The organism is Nostoc sp. C96 (genome assembly GCF_059384975.1).
Genome location: NZ_CM182020.1, coordinates 4824378 through 4847335 on the forward strand (window position 1 = coordinate 4824378; position 22958 = coordinate 4847335).

Genomic DNA, 22958 nt, shown 5'->3' on the forward strand with positions numbered 1-22958 from the left:
ACTCAACACTCATAACTCTGAACTATGATAATTTTGTCTCTTAAATGGCAGCATGACTTTAAAGGTAGTACCTAAGCCAACTTCACTTTCTACAGTGATTTCACCACCATGTAAATCTACTAAACTTTTAACAATTGCTAACCCTAATCCAGTACCAGGAATACTATCAGTATTGCTACCACGGTAAAACGGTTCTAGTACCCGTTCTTGCTCTACCAGTGGGATACCTATTCCTTGATCTATTACTTGGAATATTATTTTTTCTCTATTACGAGAAAGTGTCAAATTAATTATACTCCCAATTGGAGAATATTTAATGGCATTATCTAGCAAATTCTTGAGAATTGCCTCTAATATTTTTTTATCCATATAAACTTGCAGATATCTATTTTGACAGGTAAAATTTATTGTATTCGACAGATTACTCATCTGCATTTGTGCTACTAAATTATTGCATAATTTAACTAATTCTAGTGATTCTGGCTCAAATTTTAGTTTTGTTGCTTCTGCTTTAGCATAGAACAAAATCTCATCTAACATCTGGCTCAGTTGCTCGATAGAAATTTGAATTTGTTCGAGTAGAGGTTGAATTGTTTGTGCTGTTTGTTGATCAACATATCGCTTGAGCAAGTTATTAGAAAATGAAACAACATTCAATGGATTGCGGAGTTGGTGGCAAACCATAGACAGAAAACGCGCTCTTAAATCACTCAGTTGTTTTGCTTGTTCTAAAGCCTTATTAAGTTCCGATTCTGCATTTTTATAATCAGTAATATCAATCCCAGCAATCATTTCAACTTCTTGACCTTGAAAATCAAGTTTTCCATCGAGTCTGGCTACTGCACAAGCCAACCAGCGTTCTGTACCGTTTTTAGTGAGGATACTTATCTCTTGGTATTCAAAGTTATTAACCTCTCTTGATTTAACTAATTGTCTGTGTTTTTTACTTTTGATTAGTTGGCGAATATCAAAACCATTTAATAGCTCTGATTTGGTGTAGCCTGTTAATATTTCTACTGCTGGATTAACATAACAAATTTTTGTACCTTGAATCAAAAAAGTACTTGCATCTGTTATTTCTGCTAAAGTCCGAAATCTAGCTTCGTTGAGCCGTAATGCTGCTTCAGCTTGTTTCGATTCAGTAATATCCCAAACACTCCACACTCTACCAGTAATTTTTTCTTCTAACCAATGAGGTTGAGAATAGTTAGCAAATATTCTGCCATCCTTTAATTCAATAACATCGTAGCTTTCAATATCTGATAGGCTAGAAATTTCCCAAATCATTCGATTAAAAGTTTCTGGATGTTTAATTTTGTTTTCAAAAAAAGCTTTGCATTGAGGACATCGCTTAGAGCGAAATAAAGATTTTGGAATTTGCCACATATCCAAAAACTTTTGATTAACGCTGATAATATCTCCCTCAAAGTTAATTGTCACAATACCGATCGCCGTAGCTTCGAGTGTGGAACTCAGTAAAGACAGAGATGTTTCTAATTTCCTTTCTCTTTGCTTGAGTTCAAAAATTTTCTGTTGTAAGTTTTCGTTAGCATCCCTTAATTCATTAATCCACTTTTGCACACTTAATTCTATTACTTCATGACTTTTATCTCGTACAAAAGCACAACTAAATTTTCTGCCTTGTTCTTCTAAAAAGTTGATTGATATTTCTACTAAAAATATCCGCCCTCCCTTGGCTCGGTAACGAGTTTTTAAGGTAACAGTATTCTGGAGCTTTTTTTCTGACCAATTATGTAGAGAAAAATCTAAATCTATATCCTGCAAAGTCATTGATAGCAACTCTTGATGGGAATATTCAGTCATTTTACAAGTTGCATCATTGACATAAATAAATTGCCAGTTTGACCCTAAACAGAAGGCCGCATCTACAGAATTATTAATAAGAAAGTGAGCAAGCTTAAACTCTAATTCTGACTGTAGCGCCATTATAATTTATTACTCCTAATAATATTTAATGTTGTGCATTGATAAAAATTCCTTCTGTTGAGCAAAGGGAAGCACAGACTGTGATGCTTTACTGTTGATTTGAATTACCAAGATTTGAGTCCGAGTTGTCGTCACTAGATTTTTCTGTTCTAGCCTAATGTTGCGTTTATACAGAGTTCTTGATTTTTGATTTTGTTAACTTTGTAACTCTTGAGTTTGTGCTGCTTGGTTTTGTTAGTGTCGAAAACTCTCAGTAGCTTTGGCTGAATCAAAAATTGCTGATACAGCCTTTGAGGCGGTTGAGCTTCCACTGGCTAATTTTTACTCATCAATGAATCCTCTTAATTTTTCTTAACTCATTCCTTCAGGAATCTAATATAGAAAAATCTAGTTTTTCATCTGTCAAAAGGAATACATTACTTATCGGGCTGATACAAGTATTTATTTGTTATCCTCCATAAGGATTAACTTTAATTGATAAGTTGAATAAAAATAGATGGTTATATTTTAGACAAGTAAAAATATATTTATACGTATATTTAACTCAAGAATTTGAGGGTTTGACTACGGGGAATCCAGAAAATAATATTAAGTTATTTAAAGTTAATTTGACACAAATTGCTGATTAACACAAGATGTAGTGCAATATACGGAAGTAAATAGCGAAACAATTAACGTAGCCAATATCACGATTGCGAAAAAATTGGTAACGGCATCAAAAAATTGTTCATTGTAAATAGGTATTGATTTCCCGTACTCTGGTTTTCATAAGTACTGCTTTAATTTTCTTCACTTTTTCAAGAGTTTTTTACTGGGCTGAAAAGCCGCACAAACATCTACTGTCAAACCAGCCCGGTCATATCTGTAAAATAAGCAACAAATTTTTGAGTATTATATATTACCAATTTGTCAAGTATATACTCAAGAACTTGTGCAAGTATCGGGAATTAAGTGAAAGCAATGAGCCAAAATTATACTGATTCCAATTCTCAGCTAGTTACCACGGATCTGTACCAAGAACTGCCTACAAACGGCACACATTATGCAGAATCTCTGCCTCAAGATACCCACAAGCTTGAGCATTTAGATCCTCAAAAAGTAATTCCAACTTTGTTAGCCAACGATCGCCACCCTCATCTGACAGTCGCGGAAGCGATCGCTCAAATGCTAGTAAACATGGGTATATGTAGTGCTTTCGGCATTGCTGGCGGTGCAATGGCCAGTTTGTGGAATGCCTTATCAAACAGCCAAATGCAAGTGCTGAATTTTCGCCATGAAGCAGGGGCGGCGTTTGCTGCGGTGGAAGCTTATTTTGCCAGCGATCGCCCTACAGTAGTTTTTACCACCGCTGGGCCGGGAATTACCAACGCTCTCACCGGGTTATTTGCTGCCCGTGGCGAAGGCGCAAAGGTGATTCTACTGTCAGCTTGCACCTCCGCACCCCAACGTGGACGCTGGGCAATTCAAGAAACCAGTAGCTACACCTTACCTAGCGGCGGAATTTTCACATCGGGTGCATTGTTCAACTATGCAATCACCGTTGAGTCTGCTGCCCAACTGCCACAAATTTTTCGTAAACTGGCACTGGGTTTAGCTCAACCAGGCGGATTCGTTGCCCACATCAGTATCCCGACAGCGGTGCAAACCAGTCTAGTTGAAGGCATTTCCTGGCCACAGCTAGATGTTGATGCTTACCGCATCACTGCTCAAACAGAAAAAGTCGCTAAATCTGCGGAATTATTATTCTCCGAACCCTTCGCTATCTGGGTTGGTTTTGGAGCGCGGGATGCGGCTGATGAAATCTACGCCTTAGCAGAAAGAACGGGTGTTGCGGTGATGTGTTCCCCTCGTGGTAAAGGCATCTTCCCCGAAGATCATCCGCAGTTTGTCGGCGTTACAGGTTTGGGTGGGGATGCTTCCGTGATTACATATATGGAAAAACATCCGCCTGCGCGTACCCTCGTACTGGGAACTCGTTTAGGTGAACCGACTTCTTTCTGGAGTCCAACAATGGTTCCAAAAAAAGGCTTTGTCCATGTCGATATAGATCCAGAAGTTCCAGGTGTGGCTTACCCCCACGCTCAGACTTTCTCGATTCAATCTGATATCAAAGCTTATTTACAGGAACTTTTGGAGCATTTACCAGAAATTCCTTTTGCAACTGAGTTGTTACCTAACCCCCAACCTGAACTTATCGCAGCCGCCCCAGACTATCCAGTGCGGCCAGAAGTATTGATGGCAGCTATTCAAAAAATAGTTGTAGAAGGTAGCGATGCGGTAGTTTTGGCGGAGTGTGGTAACTCGTTTACTTGGTCAACTCATTGTCTGCGCTTTACCGAACCCAATCGTTACCGAGTCAGCACCGGAGTTGGAGCGATGGGACACGCTGCGACAGGCGTAGTTGGTGCAGCCCAAGCGAGGAAAGGTAAAGCTGTTGCCATTGTGGGTGATGGAGCAATGCTGATGAATAACGAAATCAGCACCGCCGTCAAATATAAAATCCCTGCGGTTTGGATTGTCCTGAATGATGCCCGATACAATATGTGCCATCAAGGCATGAAAATATTAGGCTTAAAAGGTGCAGATGCAGAGATTCCTGTCACTAATTTTGCGATGATTGCCCGTGGTATGGGTGCAGAAGGAGTCGGAGTCACCAGAGAGTCTGATTTAGAAGCGGCCTTACAACAAGCGATCGCATCTGAAGTTCCTTTTGTCGTCGATGTTGTGATTGACCCTGACCGACCCGCACCTTCTGGCGGACGCAACAAGAGTTTAGCCGCACAAGGTGTCAAAGCAAATAGCTCAAATACTGTGAAAACTCCAGCCAAGCAAGTTTCCTTTCCCTTGGTTTAACTTTTTGGCTGGAGTATTTTAGGTATTTGGCGATCGCTGACAAAAAAACCAACTTTTTTGTCAACAATTACACCATAAACATTAAGTTTTACCTGCCATACATATTACCAAAGTGGCAAAATTAGCTAAAAAATTTTAATATTTTTTCACATTTCTCCTTTCCCATTTAGCTAATTTTGCCGCATTCTTTCGCCCAAATCGTGTTTCCTAATTTGCTGACTAACTTGCTCTAATCAACTCACAATCAAGAATAGGAGACCACACATGCAGCTATTTGAAACTGTTCGAGAAATGGGTCATGAGCAAATCCTTTACTGTCATGGAAAAAATCCTGACATCAGAGCAATTATTGCCATCCATGACACTAGCTTAGGGCCAGCAATGGGAGCTACCAGACTTTATCCTTACATCAATGAAGAAGCTGCTTTAAAAGATGCTTTGCGTCTTAGTCGGGGTATGACTTATAAAGCAGCTTGCGCCAACATTCCCGCAGGTGGAGGCAAAGCAGTTATTATTGCTAATCCTACAGATAAAACTGATGACATGTTGAGAGCTTATGGACGATTTGTTGAAAGCCTTAAAGGACGTTTTATCACAGGTCAGGATGTCAACATTACACCCCAAGATGTTCGCACAATTAAACAAGAAACTAATCATGTAGTTGGTGTAGAAGAAAAATCAGGCGGCCCCGCACCAATTACTGCTTTAGGAGTATTTTTAGGTATTAAAGCTGCTGTAGAATTTCGTTGGCAGACCCAAAGACTTGAAGGTATGAGAGTTGCTGTTCAAGGCTTGGGAAATGTTGGTAAACATCTTTGCCAGCATTTATATGAAAATGGCGTGCAACTTTTTGTTAGTGATATCAACCCAGAAAAAACAGTAGAAATAAAAAACTTATTTGGTGCTACTGTGGTAGAACCAGAAGAAATTTATGGTTTAGATGTAGATATATTTTCTCCCTGTGCAATGGGAGGAATTATTAATAGTCAAACGATTCCCAAAATCCAAGCCAAAATTATTGCTGGTGCAGCTAATAATCAACTAGAAAATGAGCGTCTTCACGGTCAAAGACTGATAGAAAAAGGCATTCTCTACAGTCCTGATTATGTCATTAATGCTGGTGGCATTATCAATGTTTATAACGAGATGATTGGCTATGACGAAGATAAAGCTTTCAAGCAAGTCAATAATATTTACGATACATTGCTGAAGATTTTTGGCATTGCTCATCAGCAAGGCATCACTACTAACGATGCTTCTAAAAGATTGGCAGAAGAACGAATTTTGCAAGCCAGAGCCAGAAAAAATCAACAACTTGCTGCTTAACGTTGAGCAATTAACTATTAATTAGAGGAATTATCAGTGGAAAGAAATACCTTTGCAACATCAGCTTATATAGCTACTTCACCAGAAAGCGCCTTTAAATATCTTTGTAGTTTAAAAAACTTAGATGAATGGACGCTTTATAGCCGGATGCAAGAGCAAATTGACGAAGATACTTGGCTGGGAACTGCATCTGGCTATCAAAAAAACCTCTACTATCACGTTAAAAAGCTGGAAAACTCCCTGTTTTATGGCATTGAGTGGCACTGCGGACTGGAGTACAATCAATACTTTCAAGTTTATCCTGTACTACTTTTTCCCCCCGATTATATAGAGCCTGGAACAGACGAAGAAGGCGTGTATTTTCATTGGTTGAGCTTTGTTGACCCCAAACGCCAAACACCAATGATTATGCAGGGTATTCATACTGTCCACACTTCTGAGTGTCGTTCTCTCAAAGCTAATTTAGAGCGCCAACTTGGCCGGAAAACAGCAGCTAAAGGACGCTACTTTATTGATACAGATACTATCTATGTTGATGCTCCAGTAGAAATTGCCGTTGATTATTTAAAAGATGTCAAAAATATCAACGAATGGGCGCATTTAGTCCGTCCCATTGCTGAAGTGAATGGCTCATCAGGCGACTTTTTGGATGAATATAACCAGAAAGTGCAAATCTCTGTACGTGTTCATAGCTTAAGCAAATACTACTTGCTAGAACAAGAATATTTTTATCCAGAATACAACTACTATCAGCGTTCTGTAGCTCTGCTCATCCCCACGGCTTACGCGTTTAACGACCCTGATGCTTTTGGGCTAATTTTGCATCGTATTACTTTCTGGAAAGTTGGAGAACAACTAGCTCATGGCAAACTCCAGATTGAAGACTTCGGTGCAGAAAGTATGAACATTAAACGCCTCTTAGAAGGCAAAGCTGGCAACTTCAAATCTTTTGACAGAGGTATGAGTTATGTACCAGTAGCCAAAGAGCCAGAATTAGTTGCTAACGGTCGTTAAGTCACTTCTGGTCAAACACTCCGCGTACCTCCGCGTTTACCTCCTTATTCCTCTGCGTCGAAAAAATGCAACACATCAAATTCCCACAACTACCCATTACTATTCTCGCCTTCTGTGTTGCGGCTGTTGCCGGAATGAAAACATCTGAGGCAGCCTCTTTTTCTGTGATTGCAGATGGTCTGAACAATACCAGAGGTTTGAGTTTTGGCAGTGATGGCAGTTTGTATGTCACAGAAGCCGGAACAGGAGGAAACGGAGCTTGTGTGCCACCTGTGAGTGGCCAAGGCGGTGCTTTATGCTACGGCACAAGTGGTAGAGTTCTCAAAATTGAGAATGGTCAGGCAAAACCTGTACTTACAGGCTTACCTTCCATAGCCTTAGCTGATGGTACAGGAGCCGGTGGAGTGCGGGACATCCAATTTGATAGCGCAGGTAAACCCTATATTTTAGTAGGATATGGGGCTGATCCAACCTTCCGCGATCGCAATCTGGGCAATACTGTACTAGGAAAAATCATTACCCCGGATTTTCAACGTAATTCCTGGACAACTATTGCCGATTTAGCCAACTATGAACTTGTCAATAACCCCGATGGCGGTGATATTAATAGCAATCCTTTGGGGTTTTTCATCGATGGCGATCGCATAGTTACAGCTGATGCTGGCGCTAACGATTTACTTAGTGTCAATACTAATGGAAATAACTTACAAGCACTCACAGTCTTTCCCCAAGATATATTAACTAACCCAGTGTTCCCTCCAACAGGCACACCATCTAACGAACCAGGTCAAGTACCAACTCCCACAGAACCACCACCAGCACAGATTGCTATTCAACCAGTACCCTCAAGTGTCGTTAAAGGTCTTGATGGTGCTTACTACGTCAGCCAATTCACTGGGTTTCCCTTTCCTGAAGGTGGAGCCAAAATCTATCGAGTGGGTACTGATGGTAAAACCACAGTTTATGCAGATGGCTTTACTCAAATAACAGATTTAGAGTTTGACACTGCGGGTAATTTGTATGCCTTGCAGTATGCCAATCAGTCAGCATGGAAAGGTAATTTTGCTGGTTCTCTCATCAAAATTGCTGCTGATGGCACTCGCACAACGATTCTCAGTGGCAAAGGTTTGGAGTCACCCAATGGTTTAACTATTGGCTCTGATGGTGCATTTTACATCAGTAACCGGAGCGATCGCCCCGGACAAGGACAAATCATCAGAGTTGAGAATCCTCAATCTATTCCTGAACCAACTTCTGTTTTTAGCTTATTAACGTTTAGCGTTCTGGGCATTAGTTGGTTACGGAAGCGCAAACCCAGTAGTAGTAACTCCCTGGAATGACCACAAATTTTCCAACTTTACTAATACACAACTTACAACAAATGAAACTGAAACATCTAACTATTACACTTGTTACTCTTGGTATTACCGTCGTTGCTGGCACAAAAGCCGCCGAAGCTGCTAGTTTCAAAGTCATAGCCGATGGTCTAAATAACCCACGAAATTTAGACTTTGATAGTGAGGGAAATATTTACGTCACTGAAAGTGGTTACGGCGGTGATGGTAGTGATGGCAGATGTATCCCATCGCCAAGTGCGGGGTATATTCCTTTGTGTGCTGCCCAGAATGGTTCTTTAACCAAAATTGCTAAAGACGGCACTAGAACAACTATCCTATCTGGTCTAACTTCTTTAGCATTATCACCTTCTGGAGAACAAGCAGCTGGGCCAGCAGACTTTAAATTTGATTCTAGAGGTAACGCTTACCTATTAACAGGTTTAGCAGGTAATCCGGCTAACCGTGATACAGTTTTAAGAGCGCCTGACCTAGGCAAATTATATAAAGTAAACTTAAACACTGGTGGACTAACAACACTGGCTGATTTTGCAGCTTATGAAGCCAGCAATAATCCTGATGGCACAGATATAATTTCTAACCCCTATGCTTTTACGATTAAAGGTGATACGGCTTTTGTCGTTGACGGAGGTGGAAACTCAATTTATTCTGTAGGGCTTGATGGTGGTGGGATCAAGGATGTAGCTGCCTTCCCGCTCAAAGTTATACCTAGAGATCAACTGGAATATCCAGATCTTGGGCCGGATGTAGATCCCAATGCACTGCCAGTAACACAGCAATCAGTACCTACAGGAATTGCGGTTGCTCCTGATGGCAGTTTAACAGTTAGTGAATACACATACTTCCCTTATCCAGAAGGCGAAGCCCGAATCTTTTCAGTTAACCCCGACGATTTAGAAATTCAATCTCTGGCTGATGGTTTTACGCAGTTAACTGGTGTCACCTACGACCCAGAAGGTAACTTATATGCCTTGCAACATATCAATGTTTCTGAATGGAAAGCAATTCAACAGGGCGGAATTATCACTGGTGATATTAGCGGTTCTGTAATCAAAATAGGCACTGATGGCACTCGCTCAACCATTTGGAGTGGTGATGGCTTAGAAGCAGCTTCTGGAATAACTTATGGCCCTGACGGTAATTTATATATTTCCAACCGCGCTAGGCTGGCAGGTACAGGACAAGTTATTAGGATTAATCCTCGTTCAGAGCAAGTTCCTGAACCCGCTACTATCGCTGGGACACTTATAGCTGCGGCTTTTGGTAAAGCGGCAATGGCGAAGAAGCGTAAACGTGAAGCCTTAGCTGAAGCAGAAATGGTCTAATTCTTTAACTAACAGAATGGACTGCTGCCTCACTGCGAAAGTTGTTAAACACACAGGTGGCAGCAGCCCGAATTTTAACTTTCCCAAACGGGGTCTGGGAACAACATTTATCTAGGAAAGAGTATACCTCATCAACCAGAACTGTAACACTTATGGGATTAGTAAAACATTTGGCGATCGCCTTTGTCAGTACCGGATTTATGGTGTTGGCAACATCTGCTCAAGCTTTGTCTTTAAGTTTAAAATACGAACGTAGTATTGGTAGTCCTGGCTTTGCACCTGGGCAACTGTTTGTGCCTCAAGGCATTACCGTAGATAGCGCCGGCAATACCCTAGTTAGTAACGGTCGTGGTCTTAACCCAGATGGTAGTTTTAACCCAAATATCGGTAACAAAGTCGAAGTATTCAACCCTCAAGGTGAGTACATTGGCGCAATTGGTAGAGGTGGTACAGGGCCAGGAGAATTCGACGAACCATCAGCTTTAGAAATATCTCCCCAAACTGGGAACCTGTATGTAGGGGATGTTTTTAACAACCGTGTTAATGTCTACGATCCTCAAGGTAACTTTATCAATTCCTTTGGTTCATTTGGCGGCCTCATCCCTGGTAGAGCTTTCTTTGGCCCTTCTGGTGTGACATTTGACCAACAAGGTAATGTGTATATAGGTGATTTTAGCGGCGATAAAATTAATAAATACACGCCGGACGGTCAACTTCTTGCTTCCATTGGTAACTCTGGTACTGCACCTGGGCAGTTTCAAGGGCCAGCAGGTGTCAGAATTTCCCCAGTGAGTGGAAATTTCTATGTGAGTGACCAATTTAACAACCGAGTTCAGGTACTCAATCCCGCAGGCGACCCAATTTTAACATTTGGCACACAAGGCACAGGGCTAGGACAGTTTAATCAGCCAATTGGTATTGAAGTAGACGAGTTTGAGAATATCTATGTAGCTGATTCTATCAACAGCCGCGTCCAGGTATTTGATAAAAACGGTAACTTCTTAACTGCATTTGGTGAACCAGCCCTTGATGCGTCTGGCGGAATTGTACCGCCTCCTCAATTGGGAGAACCACCTTTTGGCGACCCCATCGATTTAACACCCGGTAGATTTAACTGGACAGGTGGCACAGCCTATAAAGATGGCAAACTCTATGTCGGCGACTTCTTCCAAGGTCGTGTGCAAGTGTTAAAAGTTGAAGGTAGAAACGAAGTCCCAGAACCAAGCTCAATGTTAGGTATAGGAATATTTGGAATGGGGATTGCTGCTGCTAAATGGCGGAAAAATAGACAACAAAAATCAGCCATCAGTTAAAAAGGTTCTATTTGAAAATCGGGAGTTAGGATTTGGGAATAAAACTATTAATTTCTCATTCCTAATCCCTAATATTTAGGTATATATTATGTCTGCTGTAATTGATTACAAAATAAATAATATCAATGAATTATTATATCACTGGGTAACACAACAAGTTACTCAAGAAGCTGTTATTTGGCTAAATGAAACTAAAGAGAAAATAAATAGCGGCGCTAATACACGAGTATTTTTTAGTGCTTTTAGTAGAGTGCCTCGTTATACAGGCAAACATCAACTGAAATTAACTTCTCAAGATTTAAATCATGCTTCAGCAATAAGAACAGGCTGGTTTCCTAGCCATTGGAGTGTTGATCAAACGGCGCGTACACTACTAGTATTAACTCTGGCACAAACTAAAGCAGATAAATATTTATCTGCTTTAGAACAAGTATTTATCACCGCTGATGTTGGGGAACTGGTAACACTTTATCAAGCCTTACCTTTATTACCTTACCCAGAAAAATTACAAAAGCGGGCGGCGGAAGGAATTCGTAGCAATATGACCGCAGTATTTAATGCTGTGGCTTTATGTAATCCTTATCCAGCCGAATATTTTGATAATTTGGCATGGAATCAGATGGTGTTGAAAGCGTTATTTGTGGGTAGTTATTTGCAGTTAATTCAAGGTTTGGATTTACGTGCTAACGCTGAATTGGCAAGGATGTTAATTGATTATGCTCACGAACGTCGGAGTGCTAACCGTTCAGTTTCGGCAGAAATTTGGCCGTTAGTTGAAAAATTTATTGATTTAGAAGATTTGCAAAATCAGATGCCCACTAAATTTTCACAAAAATATCTATGAATACTAGTAATATGATGTTTATCGACCCCCACATTCACATGAGTTCGCGCACAACTGATGATTATCAGCAGATGCAGAAATCGGGAATTGTGGCAGTAATTGAACCAGCTTTCTGGTTGGGACAACCGCGGACTAATGTTGGTTCATTTCAAGATTATTTCAGCAGCTTAGTTGGTTGGGAAAGATTTCGGGCTTCACAGTTTGGCATTAAACATTACTGCACAATTGGCTTGAACTCTAAAGAAGCTAACAACGAAGCTTTAGCAGAGCAAGTTATGGAATTATTACCGCTGTATGCTTGCAAAGAAGGTGTAGTTGCCATTGGCGAAATTGGTTATGACGATATAACACCCGCCGAAGACAAATATTTTCGCCTCCAGCTAGAACTTGCCAAAGAACTAGATATGTTGGTGATGATTCATACACCCCACCGCGATAAAAAGGCGGGGACGAGCCGTAGTATGGATGTCTGCATTGAACACGGTTTAAAACCATCCCAGGTAATTGTTGATCATAACAACGAAGAAACAGTAGCGGAAGTCTTAGATAGAGGCTTTTGGGCAGCATTTACAATTTATCCTAATACCAAAATGGGCAATGCTCGGATGGTGGAAATTGTCAGGCAATATGGAAGCAATAACATCATTGTTGATAGCAGTGCTGACTGGGGAGTAAGCGACCCTCTAGCTGTTCCTAAAACTGCTTTACTCATGCTAGAACGAGGGATTCCCGCCGCAGATGTGGAGAAAGTTTGTTATCAAAATGCCCTCACAGCATACGGACAAAGCGGTCAAATGCACGAATCTGACTGGCTGAACCTTTCACCCATCGACCAGCGACAAACATTCAGCGATAATTCCGTCCTCCGAGGGCAAGAACCACTGGTAGAGTCGCACCATGAATACGCACTGATTGAATAAACCTCTCTAGGCCTTTGAATGAGTCAAAATATGAACACCGCCACCTTTCAATCTCAACGCTTCTGGGCATATCTGCAATTACTCCGTCCTGCCAATATTATCACCGCCTGGGCAGATATCATGGCTGGCTTTGCAGCTTCTGGGTATTTTGTCGAAGCAAATCTGACACCACTGCTATGGTTAATTTTAGCGACCACTGGCTTATATGGCGGCGGTATTGTATTTAATGATGTGTTTGATGCCGAATTAGATGCCGAAGAACGTCCAGAAAGGCCAATTCCCAGTAATAGAGCTTCGCGTACAGGTGCAACTTTATTAGGAAGCGTGTTGTTGATGGTGGGTGTAGTGGCTGCGGCACAAGTTTCGTGGCTGAGTGGGATATTGGCGATCGCGATCGCCTTATCTGCATTATTATATGATGCGATCGCCAAGCATCACCCCATTCTCGGCCCGATCAATATGGGGCTTTGCCGAGGCGGTAATTTATTACTAGGGGTGAGTGTCGTCCCCGCAGCCTTAGAAAATTACTGGTTTTTAGCGCTAATTCCCCTAGTTTATATAGCAGCAATTACTATTCTTAGTCGCGGTGAAGTACATGGTGCAAAACACAGTACGGGTATCATCGCACTATTGCTAATAGTTGCAGTTATTGTTGGACTTCTGGTATTAGGATGGCTGACAGACTATCAAGTTATAACTGCATTTCCATTCTTAATATTATTAGGTATTCGAGTACTATTGCCTTTTATTCAAGCTGTACGCCAACCTACTCCAGAACAAATTCGGGTTGCTGTGAAAGCTGGTGTGTTGTCATTAATTATTTTAGATACGACCGTGGCTGCTGGTTTTGCAGGCTTATCCTACGGTTTATTAGTTTTGAGTCTTCTGCCAATTTCTATGATATTAGCCAAAATATTTGCTGTGACTTAACGCAATCAGTCTCAATATATGAATTTTGGAAAATTGGAGACTAACAAATGATGTTGCAATCCTCACTTAACCCAAAGTTAGCCTCAATCAAAGATGTCAAGGCTAAACAAATTACTATCATTGGTGGACATGGTAGGATGGGCAAGTTATTTCGAGAACAACTTTTGTCTGTAGGTCATACAGTAAATGTTCTTGAACAAGAAGATTGGGCTGATGCCGACAAACTGCTCAATAATGCAAATTTAGTATTAATAAGTGTGCCGATAAAATATACAGTTGATGTTATTCAGCGTGCGGCTAAGTACTTATCGCCTAATACAGCTTTGTGTGACATCACAAGTATTAAAAGTCAGCCAACAGAAGCAATGCTGAAACACCATACTGGCCCTGTAATGGGATTACATCCTATGTTTGGGCCAAGTGTCAAATCTTTTTGGGAACAAAAAATAGTAGTTTGTCCTGGGCGTAATCATGAATCATTTCAATGGTTGTTAGATTTTTTGCAAAATCAAGGCACAGAATTAATTACTTATAGCCCAGAAGAACACGATCGCATGATGGTCTATATTCAAGCAACACAGCATTTTTGTAGACTTAGCCTTGGCATTTTTTTAGCTCAGTCTAACATTGACTTAGAGCAGAGCTTATCAATTTCATCTCCTAGTTTCTGTCAAGAAATTGAAATTTTACAGCGTTTATTTTGCCAAAATCCTAATTTGTGTGTTGACATTATGTTAGCCACTGATGAAAGATGTCAAGCAATTAATTCATTAGCGAATACTTATAGTCGATTGGCGAAATTAGTAGAGCAAAAAGATAGAGAAGGTTTAATTCGAGAGTTTGAAAAGACTCAAAAATTTTTCAAAAAATAAATTTATTAAAATTAAAAATTTATGATAATTAATGTTGAACAAGAAACTAAGTTTTCTGGACAATCTATTCGACAAAATATCACAGTAAATTTTAACTATGAGGTTCACTTTACTCATAATATTTTTAATTTAAAAAATCCTACTTTAGCACAGGCGATCGCAGCTGACGGCGAAAAGAAACCGAAGAAAATTATCGCGTTAGTAGATGCTGGATTATTAGAATTTTGTCCAGATTTACTAACACAATTAATTAACTATACTAAGTTTTATGCAGAGGTAATCACATTAGCTGTGGAACCAATGCTGATTCCTGGGGGAGAGGCGGCAAAAAATGAACCAAATTTATTAGCAAAAATCCACCAATTAATTGAAGCCGCAGGGTTATGTCGTCATTCTTATCTATTAGGAATTGGCGGTGGTGCAGTATTGGATTTAGTCGGATATGCAGCTGCGACAGCACATCGGGGAGTGCGCCTAATTCGCATTCCGACAACAGTGTTGGCGCAGAATGATTCGGGTATAGGCGTAAAAAATGGGATCAACGCCTTTGGTAAAAAGAACTTTTTAGGTACATTCGCCCCACCTTATGCAGTCATTAACGATTCTGCCTTCTTGACTACATTATGCGATCGCGATTGGCGATCGGGAATTGCCGAAGCCGTAAAAGTTGCATTAATTCAAGATGCTAACTTCTTTGATTTTATCCATACTCACACCACAGCCCTAACGCAGCGTGATATGGAAAGTATGCAGCAACTTATTTATCGTTGCGCTCAGTTACATTTAGCACATATAGCTAAAGCTGGCGATCCTTTTGAAATGGGTTCATCTCGTCCTCTAGATTTTGGACATTGGGCTGCACATAAACTAGAACAATTAACAGACTATAGATTACGACATGGAGAAGCTGTAGCAATTGGTATTGCTTTGGATAGTACATATTCTTACCTTCTGGGAATGCTGTCTCATAGAGAGTGGCAAAAGATATTAACCACACTTGCAGGGCTAGATTTTACCTTATATGTACCAGAACTAGCTGAACAATCATCGTCTGAAAATATCCGTTGTTTATTCAGAGGTTTGACTGAATTTCGAGAACATTTAGGTGGCGAACTAACTCTGACATTGCTACAAAGAATTGGTAAAGGAATTGAAGTTCACGAAGTAGATTTGTCGTTATATAAACAAGCAATATCTCTACTGCGTGATTTTGAACAACAGCAGAACCTAGTTACAATAAACCGAGGTGAAATATGAAAATAGGAATCAAAAAAAATCTTCACCTCACATACTGCACTAACATTCACCCTGGCGAAGAATGGGAAAAAGTTTTTGCGAACCTCCAGCAATATATTCCACCACTAAAAGCAAAATTAGCACCAGATAAACCATTTGGTATTGGCTTGCGTTTAGCAGCCATAGCAGCTAAACAATTACTTCAAGAAAATACTTTATCTCAGTTTCAGTCATGGTTAACTGAACAAGATTTATACGTATTTACTTTAAATGGATTTCCCTACGGACAATTTCATCAACAAATAGTTAAAGACCAAGTTTATGCACCAGATTGGTCAAAACCAGAACGCTTAGAATACACATTACAACTCACGCAAATTCTTGCAGAATTATTACCACCTGATATAGAAGGTAGTATTTCTACATTACCCTTATCTTACAAACCTTGGTTCAAAGGAAATCAACTTGTTCAAAATTCAGTCATGGAAAGTGCTAGTTTGCAGATAGCACAACTAGTAGAACAAATGGTACACATTCGGACTGAACAAGGAAAATTATTACATTTAGATTTAGAACCGGAACCAGACGGTTTAATTGAAAATGCAGACGAAGTAATTGATTATTTCCAAAAATATTTACTACCAATTGCTGGAGATTATTTAAGCAAGCATTTAGTAATTACTCAAGAAACTGCCGAACAATACATATTAGACCATGTGCGCGTTTGTTACGACACTTGTCATTTTGCTGTAGAGTACGAAAATCCCATCTCAGTTTTACAAAAGTTTCAAGCTGCGGGAATTCAAATCGGCAAAATTCAGATTAGTGCAGCCTTACAATTGAATATACCCGAAGAGGCACAACAACGCCATTTAATATTAGAAAAGTTGCAACCTTTCGCTGAATCAACATATTTACATCAAGTAATTGCTCGGACAAATAATAACAGGCTCATTCACTACTCAGACTTAGAAACCGCCTTACCAAACATAGAAAACACAACCGATGAAGAATGGCGGATTCACTTCCATGTTCCTATTTTTGTCCGTGATTATCAACTATTACAATCCACTCAAGATGACATTGTAAGTGTCCTAAATCTGCTGCAAAATTATCAGTTCTGCAACCACCTAGAAATTGAAACCTATACCTGGGAAGTATTACCCGATGAAATCAAACTAGACTTATCAGCATCAATTCAACGTGAATATGAATGGGTTCTTAGCAACCTATTAACAAAACAACTAGTCCACAGTTAAATCTTCTTTCTCCGCGTCCTTGGTGTACTTGGCGGTTCGTATGCAAAAAACAGTAGTTCTCAACGTAGTCGGATTAACACCCAACTTGATAGGCGAACATACCCCCTTTCTCTCTCGTTGGAAATATTCTGGAAAAGCCGTAACAATAGAACCCGTTTTACCTGCTGTCACCTGTACAGCACAAGCAACCTATCTTACAGGTAAAACACCTGATGAACATGGAATTGTTGCTAACGGTTGGTATTTTCGAGATGAGTGTGAAATTAAATTTTGGCGACAGTCAAATAAATTAGTTCAAGCTCCAAAAGTATGGGATATTGCTAAACAAATAGACCCCAACTTTACCTGCGCTAACTTATTTTGGTGGTACAACATGTACTCCTCAGCAGATTATGCAGTTACGCCGCGACCAATGTATCCTGCTGATGGGAGAAAACTCCCTGATATTTATACTCAACCAGAAAACTTGCGATCGCAACTCCAATCAAAATTAGGTCAATTTCCTTTATTTAACTTTTGGGGGTCTAATACATCGATTCGTGCTACTCAATGGATTGCAGACTCAGCAAAATTTATCGAAGAACACCACAACCCAACACTAACACTAGTTTATTTACCCCATCTAGACTACTGCTTACAAAAATATGGCACTGACACAAACAAAGTAGCCAAGGATTTACAAGAAATTGACGCAGTATGTAGAGATTTGATTCAATTTTACGAAAATCGCGGCGCACAAGTCATTGTTTTATCAGAATACGGAATTACATCGGTATCTAAACCTATACATATTAATCGCGTATTGCGAGAAAACGGTTTATTAACAATACGAGAAGAACTCGGACGAGAACTGCTAGATGCGGGTGCGAGTCAAGCCTTTGCAGTTGCAGACCATCAACTGGCTCACGTTTATGTTAATGATCCTTTTTATATACCAAAAGTGCGATCGCTGCTTGAAGAAATTGATGGAGTCGCACAAGTTCTAGACGAAACAGAAAAGCCAGCTTACCATCTCAACCATTCTCGTTCAGGAGAGTTAGTTGCAGTAGCACAACCAGATGCTTGGTTTACTTATTATTACTGGCTGGATGATTCTCGCGCTCCTGATTTTGCCAGAACTGTAGATATTCACCGCAAACCAGGTTACGACCCTGTAGAACTTTTCATAGACCCAAAAATCAAATTACCTCAAGCCAAAATTGCACTGAAACTTTTACAGAAAAAACTAGGCTTTCGCTACTTGATGGATGTTATTCCTTTAGACGCTGATTTAGTTAAAGGTTCACACGGTTGTCTTCCGCCTTCTCTGGGTGAAGGGCCATTATTGATTAGCCAACAAACCAATTTACTTGATTTTTCATCTATACAAGCTAGTAGTGTTTGTCAGTTAATTCTTGAGCATTTAACTAAAAACTAAATACTTATCTTTTGATAGAAGCAATAAATAAAAATATCTTCCTAAAGATGCTGGGATTAAATCAAAAAATATTAATTTTGTATTCATCCAAACAAAATAATATTAATCACAAATAAAATGTTATCTTATGCGAAAAATTATTCATTCATTAGCCAGTTTATTTTGAGTAGGCTAAATAAAGAATCTTATGTTTTTCTATCTACCAAATATCTGACAAACACATCAATAGATATTCTAGTTTCATAATTTTCTCATCGTTCCAAGTTAGTTCTTAAAACACTAAATAATTTATTTATGATTACTGAATCCCATTCCTACACAACCTTGGATAACGTGCGCGTCTCTCGTGCAATTACAGAAGTCAAGATGGATACTGCCATTGAAGAAATTCTGTTCTACCTCAATTCTCAACGTGGAGGCTTGTTAACTAGCAGCTACGAATATCCAGGAAGATATAAGCGATGGGCAATCGGATTCATTAATCCACCATTAGAAATAACTACACGAGAAAATACTTTTACTCTGACAGCACTAAACGATCGCGGTAAAATTCTCTTAGCTTTACTGTTTGAGCGTTTATCCCAAGTACAACAACTTCATCACATAACTAAAAACCAAAACCGCATCACTGGATTAGTTAAACCCACAGAACAATGTTTTACGGAAGAAGAACGCAGTAAACAACCTTCAACCTTTACAGTTATTCGAGAAATTCTGCATACATTTGCTAGTCAAGAAGACGAACATTTAGGATTGTATGGTGCATTTGGTTACGACTTAGTATTTCAGTTTGAACCAATTTCTCCATGTTTAGAACGTCCTACAGATCAGCGAGATTTAGTTTTATATTTACCCGACGAATTGATAGTTGTTGACTACTATCAGCAACAAGCGTTTCGCATAGAGTATGACTTTATCACAGCACACGGCAGCACTTATAATTTGCCGCGCACAGGTGAATCTGTTGATTATCGAGGTCAACGCTTAACTCCTACTCAACATGCTGACCATCAAATTGGCGAATATGCCAAACAAGTTGAATTTGCCCTCGATTACTTCCGTCGGGGTGATTTATTTGAAGTAGTTCCCAGCCAGAACTTTTTCACAGCTTGCGAAGAACAACCAAGCAACCTATTTGAAACTCTCAAAAAAATTAATCCCAGTCCTTACGGCTTTATTTTTAATCTTGGTGGTGAATACCTTATCGGTGCATCGCCAGAAATGTTTGTCCGTGTGGAAGGTCGGCGTGTAGAAACTTGTCCCATTAGTGGCACAATTACCAGGGGACAAGATGCTTTAGATGATGCTGTACAAATTCGTTCTTTACTCAACTCACCCAAAGATGAAGCTGAGTTGACCATGTGTACTGACGTAGACCGCAATGATAAGTCCCGCATTTGCGAACCCGGTTCAGTACGAGTTATTGGTCGTCGCCAAATTGAATTGTATAGCCACCTCATCCATACAGTAGATCATGTCGAAGGTATCTTGCGCCCAGAGTTTGATGCTTTAGATGCTTTCTTGAGTCACACTTGGGCTGTGACAGTTACTGGCGCACCCAAACGAGCCGCAATTCAATTTATCGAACAGCACGAACGCAGCGCCCGACGTTGGTATGGTGGTGCAGTTGGATATTTGAATTTCAACGGTAATTTAAACACCGGATTAATTCTGCGAACCATCCGCTTGCAAGATTCAATTGCGGAAGTGCGAGTTGGTGCGACTCTCTTGTATGATTCTGTACCACAAGCAGAAGAACAAGAAACTATCACCAAAGGTGCGGCGTTATTTGAAACAATTCGTCGTGCTAAACAAAAAGACGAAAAAATTGTCGATTGCAGTGCTACAAACTTGAGTAAATGTGTTCCGAATGTTGAACCTGGTAAACGCATCTTACTCATTGACTACGAAGATTCATTTGTTCATACACTCGCTAATTACATTCGTTCTACAGGTGCAAGCGTTACTACACTCCGTCATGGTTTCCCTGAATCTGTGTTCGATACAGAACGCCCAGATTTAGTTGTATTATCTCCTGGCCCTGGTAGACCCAGTGATTTCAAAGTTCCGGAGACTGTCGCTGCTTGCGTCCGTCGCCAAATACCTCTGTTTGGTGTGTGTCTGGGATTGCAAGGTATTGTAGAAGCTTTTGGCGGAGAACTGGGAGTGCTTAACTATCCCCAACATGGTAAATCCTCACGAGTTTTCGTCACTGCGTCTGATTCGGTGATGTTCCAAGGCTTACCGGAATCTTTTACTGTTGGGAGATACCATTCATTGTTTGCAATCCCACAACGTTTACCTAAAGAACTGAAGGTAACAGCGATTTCTGATGACGAAGTAATCATGGGTATTGAACATCAAACACTCCCCATTGCTGCTGTACAGTTTCATCCAGAATCAATCATGACTTTAGCAGGAGAAGTTGGTCTGGCAATTATTAAAAATGTAGTGCGGACATATACACAAACAAAAGAGTCAGTGGTTATTGGTTAATAGTCATTTATTATTACTAAATCCAGCGATTAATTTACCTCACGCAAAGGCGCAAAGACGCAAAGAATATTTATGACTAAACAAGTTGTTTCGCCTAGGCATATCCTTGAAGAAATTGTTTGGCATAAACAGCAAGAAGTCGCACAAATGCAGCAGGAATTGCCTTTAACGGCTGTACAAAATCAGTTACCTGCTGCGCCGCCTGTGCGAGATTTCTTGAAAGCCTTACAGGAAAATGCTCATCATCCTAGTTTAATTGCCGAAGTCAAAAAAGCATCACCAAGCCGTGGGATTATTAGAGCAGACTTTGACCCAGTAGCGATCGCCCAATCATATCAAAATGGTGGTGCAGCTTGTCTCTCGGTTCTCACTGATGAAAAGTTTTTTCAAGGTAGTTTTAATAACCTGCGCTTAGTGCGATCGCAAGTTACATTACCTCTACTATGCAAAGAGTTCATTATTGAACCTTATCAAATTTATCTAGCACGCACAGCAGGTGCAGATGCAGTCTTATTAATTGCCGCGATTTTATCAGACGAAGAACTGCAAAGATTTTTACAAATCATTCATGACTTGGGTATGAATGCTTTAGTAGAAGTCCATACCTTGCCTGAACTAGATCGAGTTTTAAAACTAGACAACTTACGTTTAGTTGGAATTAACAACCGCAACCTCGAAGATTTTACAGTAGATTTAAAAACAACACAGCAGCTTTTATCGCAGCGACAGCAACAGTTAAAAAGCTTAGATCTCACTTTCGTCAGCGAATCTGGAATTTATACACCTGCGGATTTATCTTTTGTCGCTGAAGTTGGTGCTAGAGCCGTTTTAGTAGGAGAGTCATTAGTTAAACAAAACGATGTAGAACAAGCTGTGCATAATTTATTAGAAAAAACTCACCAATTCTAAATCAACTCTTTGCAGAAGTTGGGTCAAGGAGAAAGATAAATCCTTTCTCCCTGAACCTTTTCTTGAAAAAATTACGAATTACGAACTACGAATTACGCATTACTATGACTACTATCTCTAATAACTTTCAAACTTTACGCCAACGCCAACAATGCGCCTTAATTCCCTTCATCACAGCAGGTGACCCAGATTTAGAAACTACCGCCGATGCTTTACGCATTTTAGATCGCAATGGTGCTGACTTTATTGAGTTGGGTATTCCTTATTCTGACCCTTTGGCAGATGGGCCTGTAATTCAAGCCGCAGCAACTCGCGCCTTACAAAAAGGAACGAAATTAGAACAAGTCCTAGAGATACTTACAGATGTAATTCCTAGCTTAAAAGCACCAATCATTTTATTTACTTACTACAATCCGATTTTGCATCGCGGTATTAAGTCTTTTTTAGCTTTAATTGCTGATGTTGGTGTGAAAGGTTTAGTAGTACCAGATTTACCCTTAGAAGAAGCAGCAGAATTAATTCAAACTGCCGCATCTTTTGGGATTGAAGTGATTTTACTCGTAGCACCTACCAGTTCTAAAGATAGGATTGATGCGATCGCTCGTCAATCTCAAGGCTTTATCTACCTCGTCAGTGTCACAGGCGTTACGGGAATGCGATCTCAAATCCAAAACCGTGTACAACACTTACTCACAGACTTACGCAGTGTCACCGATAAACCTATTGGTGTTGGCTTTGGTATCTCCGCACCAGAACAAGCACTTCAAGTTAAAGAATGGGGTGCAGATGCAGTCATTGTCGGTAGCGCCTTCGTCAAACGTCTCGCAGAAGGTAGTCCAACTGAAGGACTACAAGCAGTAGAACAACTGTGTCGAGAACTCAAATCAGCAATATCACTTCAACCAGTCGTAGCTAAATAAATATTGGCGTACTTGGCGGTTC

General features: G+C 40.1%; 17 protein-coding genes. 16 read left to right on the forward strand and 1 reads right to left on the reverse strand.

Annotation, left to right across the window (positions count from 1 at the left end; translation table 11 throughout):
- Positions 1-9: 9 nt before the first annotated feature.
- Entirely contained in the window at positions 10-1947 is a 1938-nt protein-coding gene (locus AC504W_RS20670; RefSeq protein WP_494874095.1) for a scytonemin biosynthesis sensor histidine kinase, read from the reverse strand.
- A gap of 960 nt (positions 1948-2907) precedes the next feature.
- On the opposite strand from AC504W_RS20670, the gene scyA reads away from it, so the two are divergent.
- From scyA to trpA, 16 genes are all read left to right on the forward strand, one after another.
- Positions 2908-4800, forward strand: coding sequence for a scytonemin biosynthesis protein ScyA (scyA, locus tag AC504W_RS20675; protein ID WP_494874096.1), 1893 nt, complete (start codon positions 2908-2910; stop codon positions 4798-4800).
- A 264-nt stretch (positions 4801-5064) separates the two neighbouring features.
- Positions 5065-6126, forward strand: coding sequence for a tryptophan dehydrogenase ScyB (gene scyB, locus AC504W_RS20680; RefSeq protein WP_494874097.1), 1062 nt, complete (start codon positions 5065-5067; stop codon positions 6124-6126).
- A gap of 36 nt (positions 6127-6162) precedes the next feature.
- Positions 6163-7140, forward strand: a complete 978-nt coding sequence (gene scyC, locus AC504W_RS20685; RefSeq protein WP_494874098.1) for a scytonemin biosynthesis cyclase/decarboxylase ScyC — start codon at positions 6163-6165, stop codon at positions 7138-7140.
- A gap of 65 nt (positions 7141-7205) precedes the next feature.
- Complete coding sequence (locus AC504W_RS20690) at positions 7206-8480, forward strand: ScyD/ScyE family protein (RefSeq protein ID WP_494874099.1); 1275 nt, start codon at positions 7206-7208, stop codon at positions 8478-8480.
- A 41-nt stretch (positions 8481-8521) separates the two neighbouring features.
- Positions 8522-9820, forward strand: coding sequence for a ScyD/ScyE family protein (locus tag AC504W_RS20695; protein WP_494874100.1), 1299 nt, complete (start codon positions 8522-8524; stop codon positions 9818-9820).
- 152 nt (positions 9821-9972) lie between these two features.
- The gene (scyF, locus tag AC504W_RS20700) at positions 9973-11133 is read left to right on the forward strand and encodes a scytonemin biosynthesis PEP-CTERM protein ScyF (protein WP_494874101.1); all 1161 of its coding nucleotides are present in this window, start codon (positions 9973-9975) and stop codon (positions 11131-11133) included.
- A gap of 88 nt (positions 11134-11221) precedes the next feature.
- On the forward strand, positions 11222-11977 hold the full coding sequence (locus AC504W_RS20705) for an EboA family metabolite traffic protein (protein ID WP_494874102.1): 756 nt from the start codon (positions 11222-11224) through the stop codon (positions 11975-11977).
- Positions 11974-12897, forward strand: coding sequence for a TatD family hydrolase (locus AC504W_RS20710; RefSeq protein WP_494874103.1), 924 nt, complete (start codon positions 11974-11976; stop codon positions 12895-12897). The genes AC504W_RS20705 and AC504W_RS20710 overlap by 4 nt, the downstream gene beginning before the upstream one ends.
- A 30-nt stretch (positions 12898-12927) precedes the next feature.
- Positions 12928-13827 (forward strand): UbiA-like protein EboC, encoded by a 900-nt coding sequence (gene eboC / locus AC504W_RS20715; RefSeq protein ID WP_494878711.1) that lies wholly within the window; start codon positions 12928-12930, stop codon positions 13825-13827.
- Positions 13828-13874: 47 nt separating this feature from the next.
- Positions 13875-14699, forward strand: coding sequence for a bifunctional chorismate mutase/prephenate dehydrogenase (gene tyrA, locus AC504W_RS20720; RefSeq protein WP_494874104.1), 825 nt, complete (start codon positions 13875-13877; stop codon positions 14697-14699).
- Between the two features lie 21 nt (positions 14700-14720).
- Positions 14721-15956 carry a 3-dehydroquinate synthase gene (locus tag AC504W_RS20725; RefSeq protein WP_494874105.1) on the forward strand — a complete coding sequence of 412 codons (1236 nt, stop codon included), beginning with the start codon at positions 14721-14723 and terminating at the stop codon, positions 15954-15956.
- Positions 15953-17194: a metabolite traffic protein EboE gene (eboE, locus tag AC504W_RS20730; protein ID WP_494874106.1), complete on the forward strand. Its 1242-nt coding sequence runs from the start codon at positions 15953-15955 to the stop codon at positions 17192-17194. Before AC504W_RS20725 ends, eboE begins: the two co-directional genes overlap by 4 nt.
- A gap of 40 nt (positions 17195-17234) precedes the next feature.
- Positions 17235-18611 (forward strand): alkaline phosphatase family protein, encoded by a 1377-nt coding sequence (locus AC504W_RS20735; protein ID WP_494874107.1) that lies wholly within the window; start codon positions 17235-17237, stop codon positions 18609-18611.
- A gap of 294 nt (positions 18612-18905) precedes the next feature.
- Positions 18906-21107 carry an anthranilate synthase gene (locus AC504W_RS20740; RefSeq protein WP_494874108.1) on the forward strand — a complete coding sequence of 734 codons (2202 nt, stop codon included), beginning with the start codon at positions 18906-18908 and terminating at the stop codon, positions 21105-21107.
- A 72-nt stretch (positions 21108-21179) separates the two neighbouring features.
- The gene (gene trpC / locus AC504W_RS20745) at positions 21180-22016 is read left to right on the forward strand and encodes an indole-3-glycerol phosphate synthase TrpC (RefSeq protein WP_494874109.1); all 837 of its coding nucleotides are present in this window, start codon (positions 21180-21182) and stop codon (positions 22014-22016) included.
- Between the two features lie 104 nt (positions 22017-22120).
- Positions 22121-22936: a tryptophan synthase subunit alpha gene (gene trpA, locus AC504W_RS20750; RefSeq protein WP_494874110.1), complete on the forward strand. Its 816-nt coding sequence runs from the start codon at positions 22121-22123 to the stop codon at positions 22934-22936.
- The last annotated feature ends 22 nt before the right edge of the window (positions 22937-22958 follow it).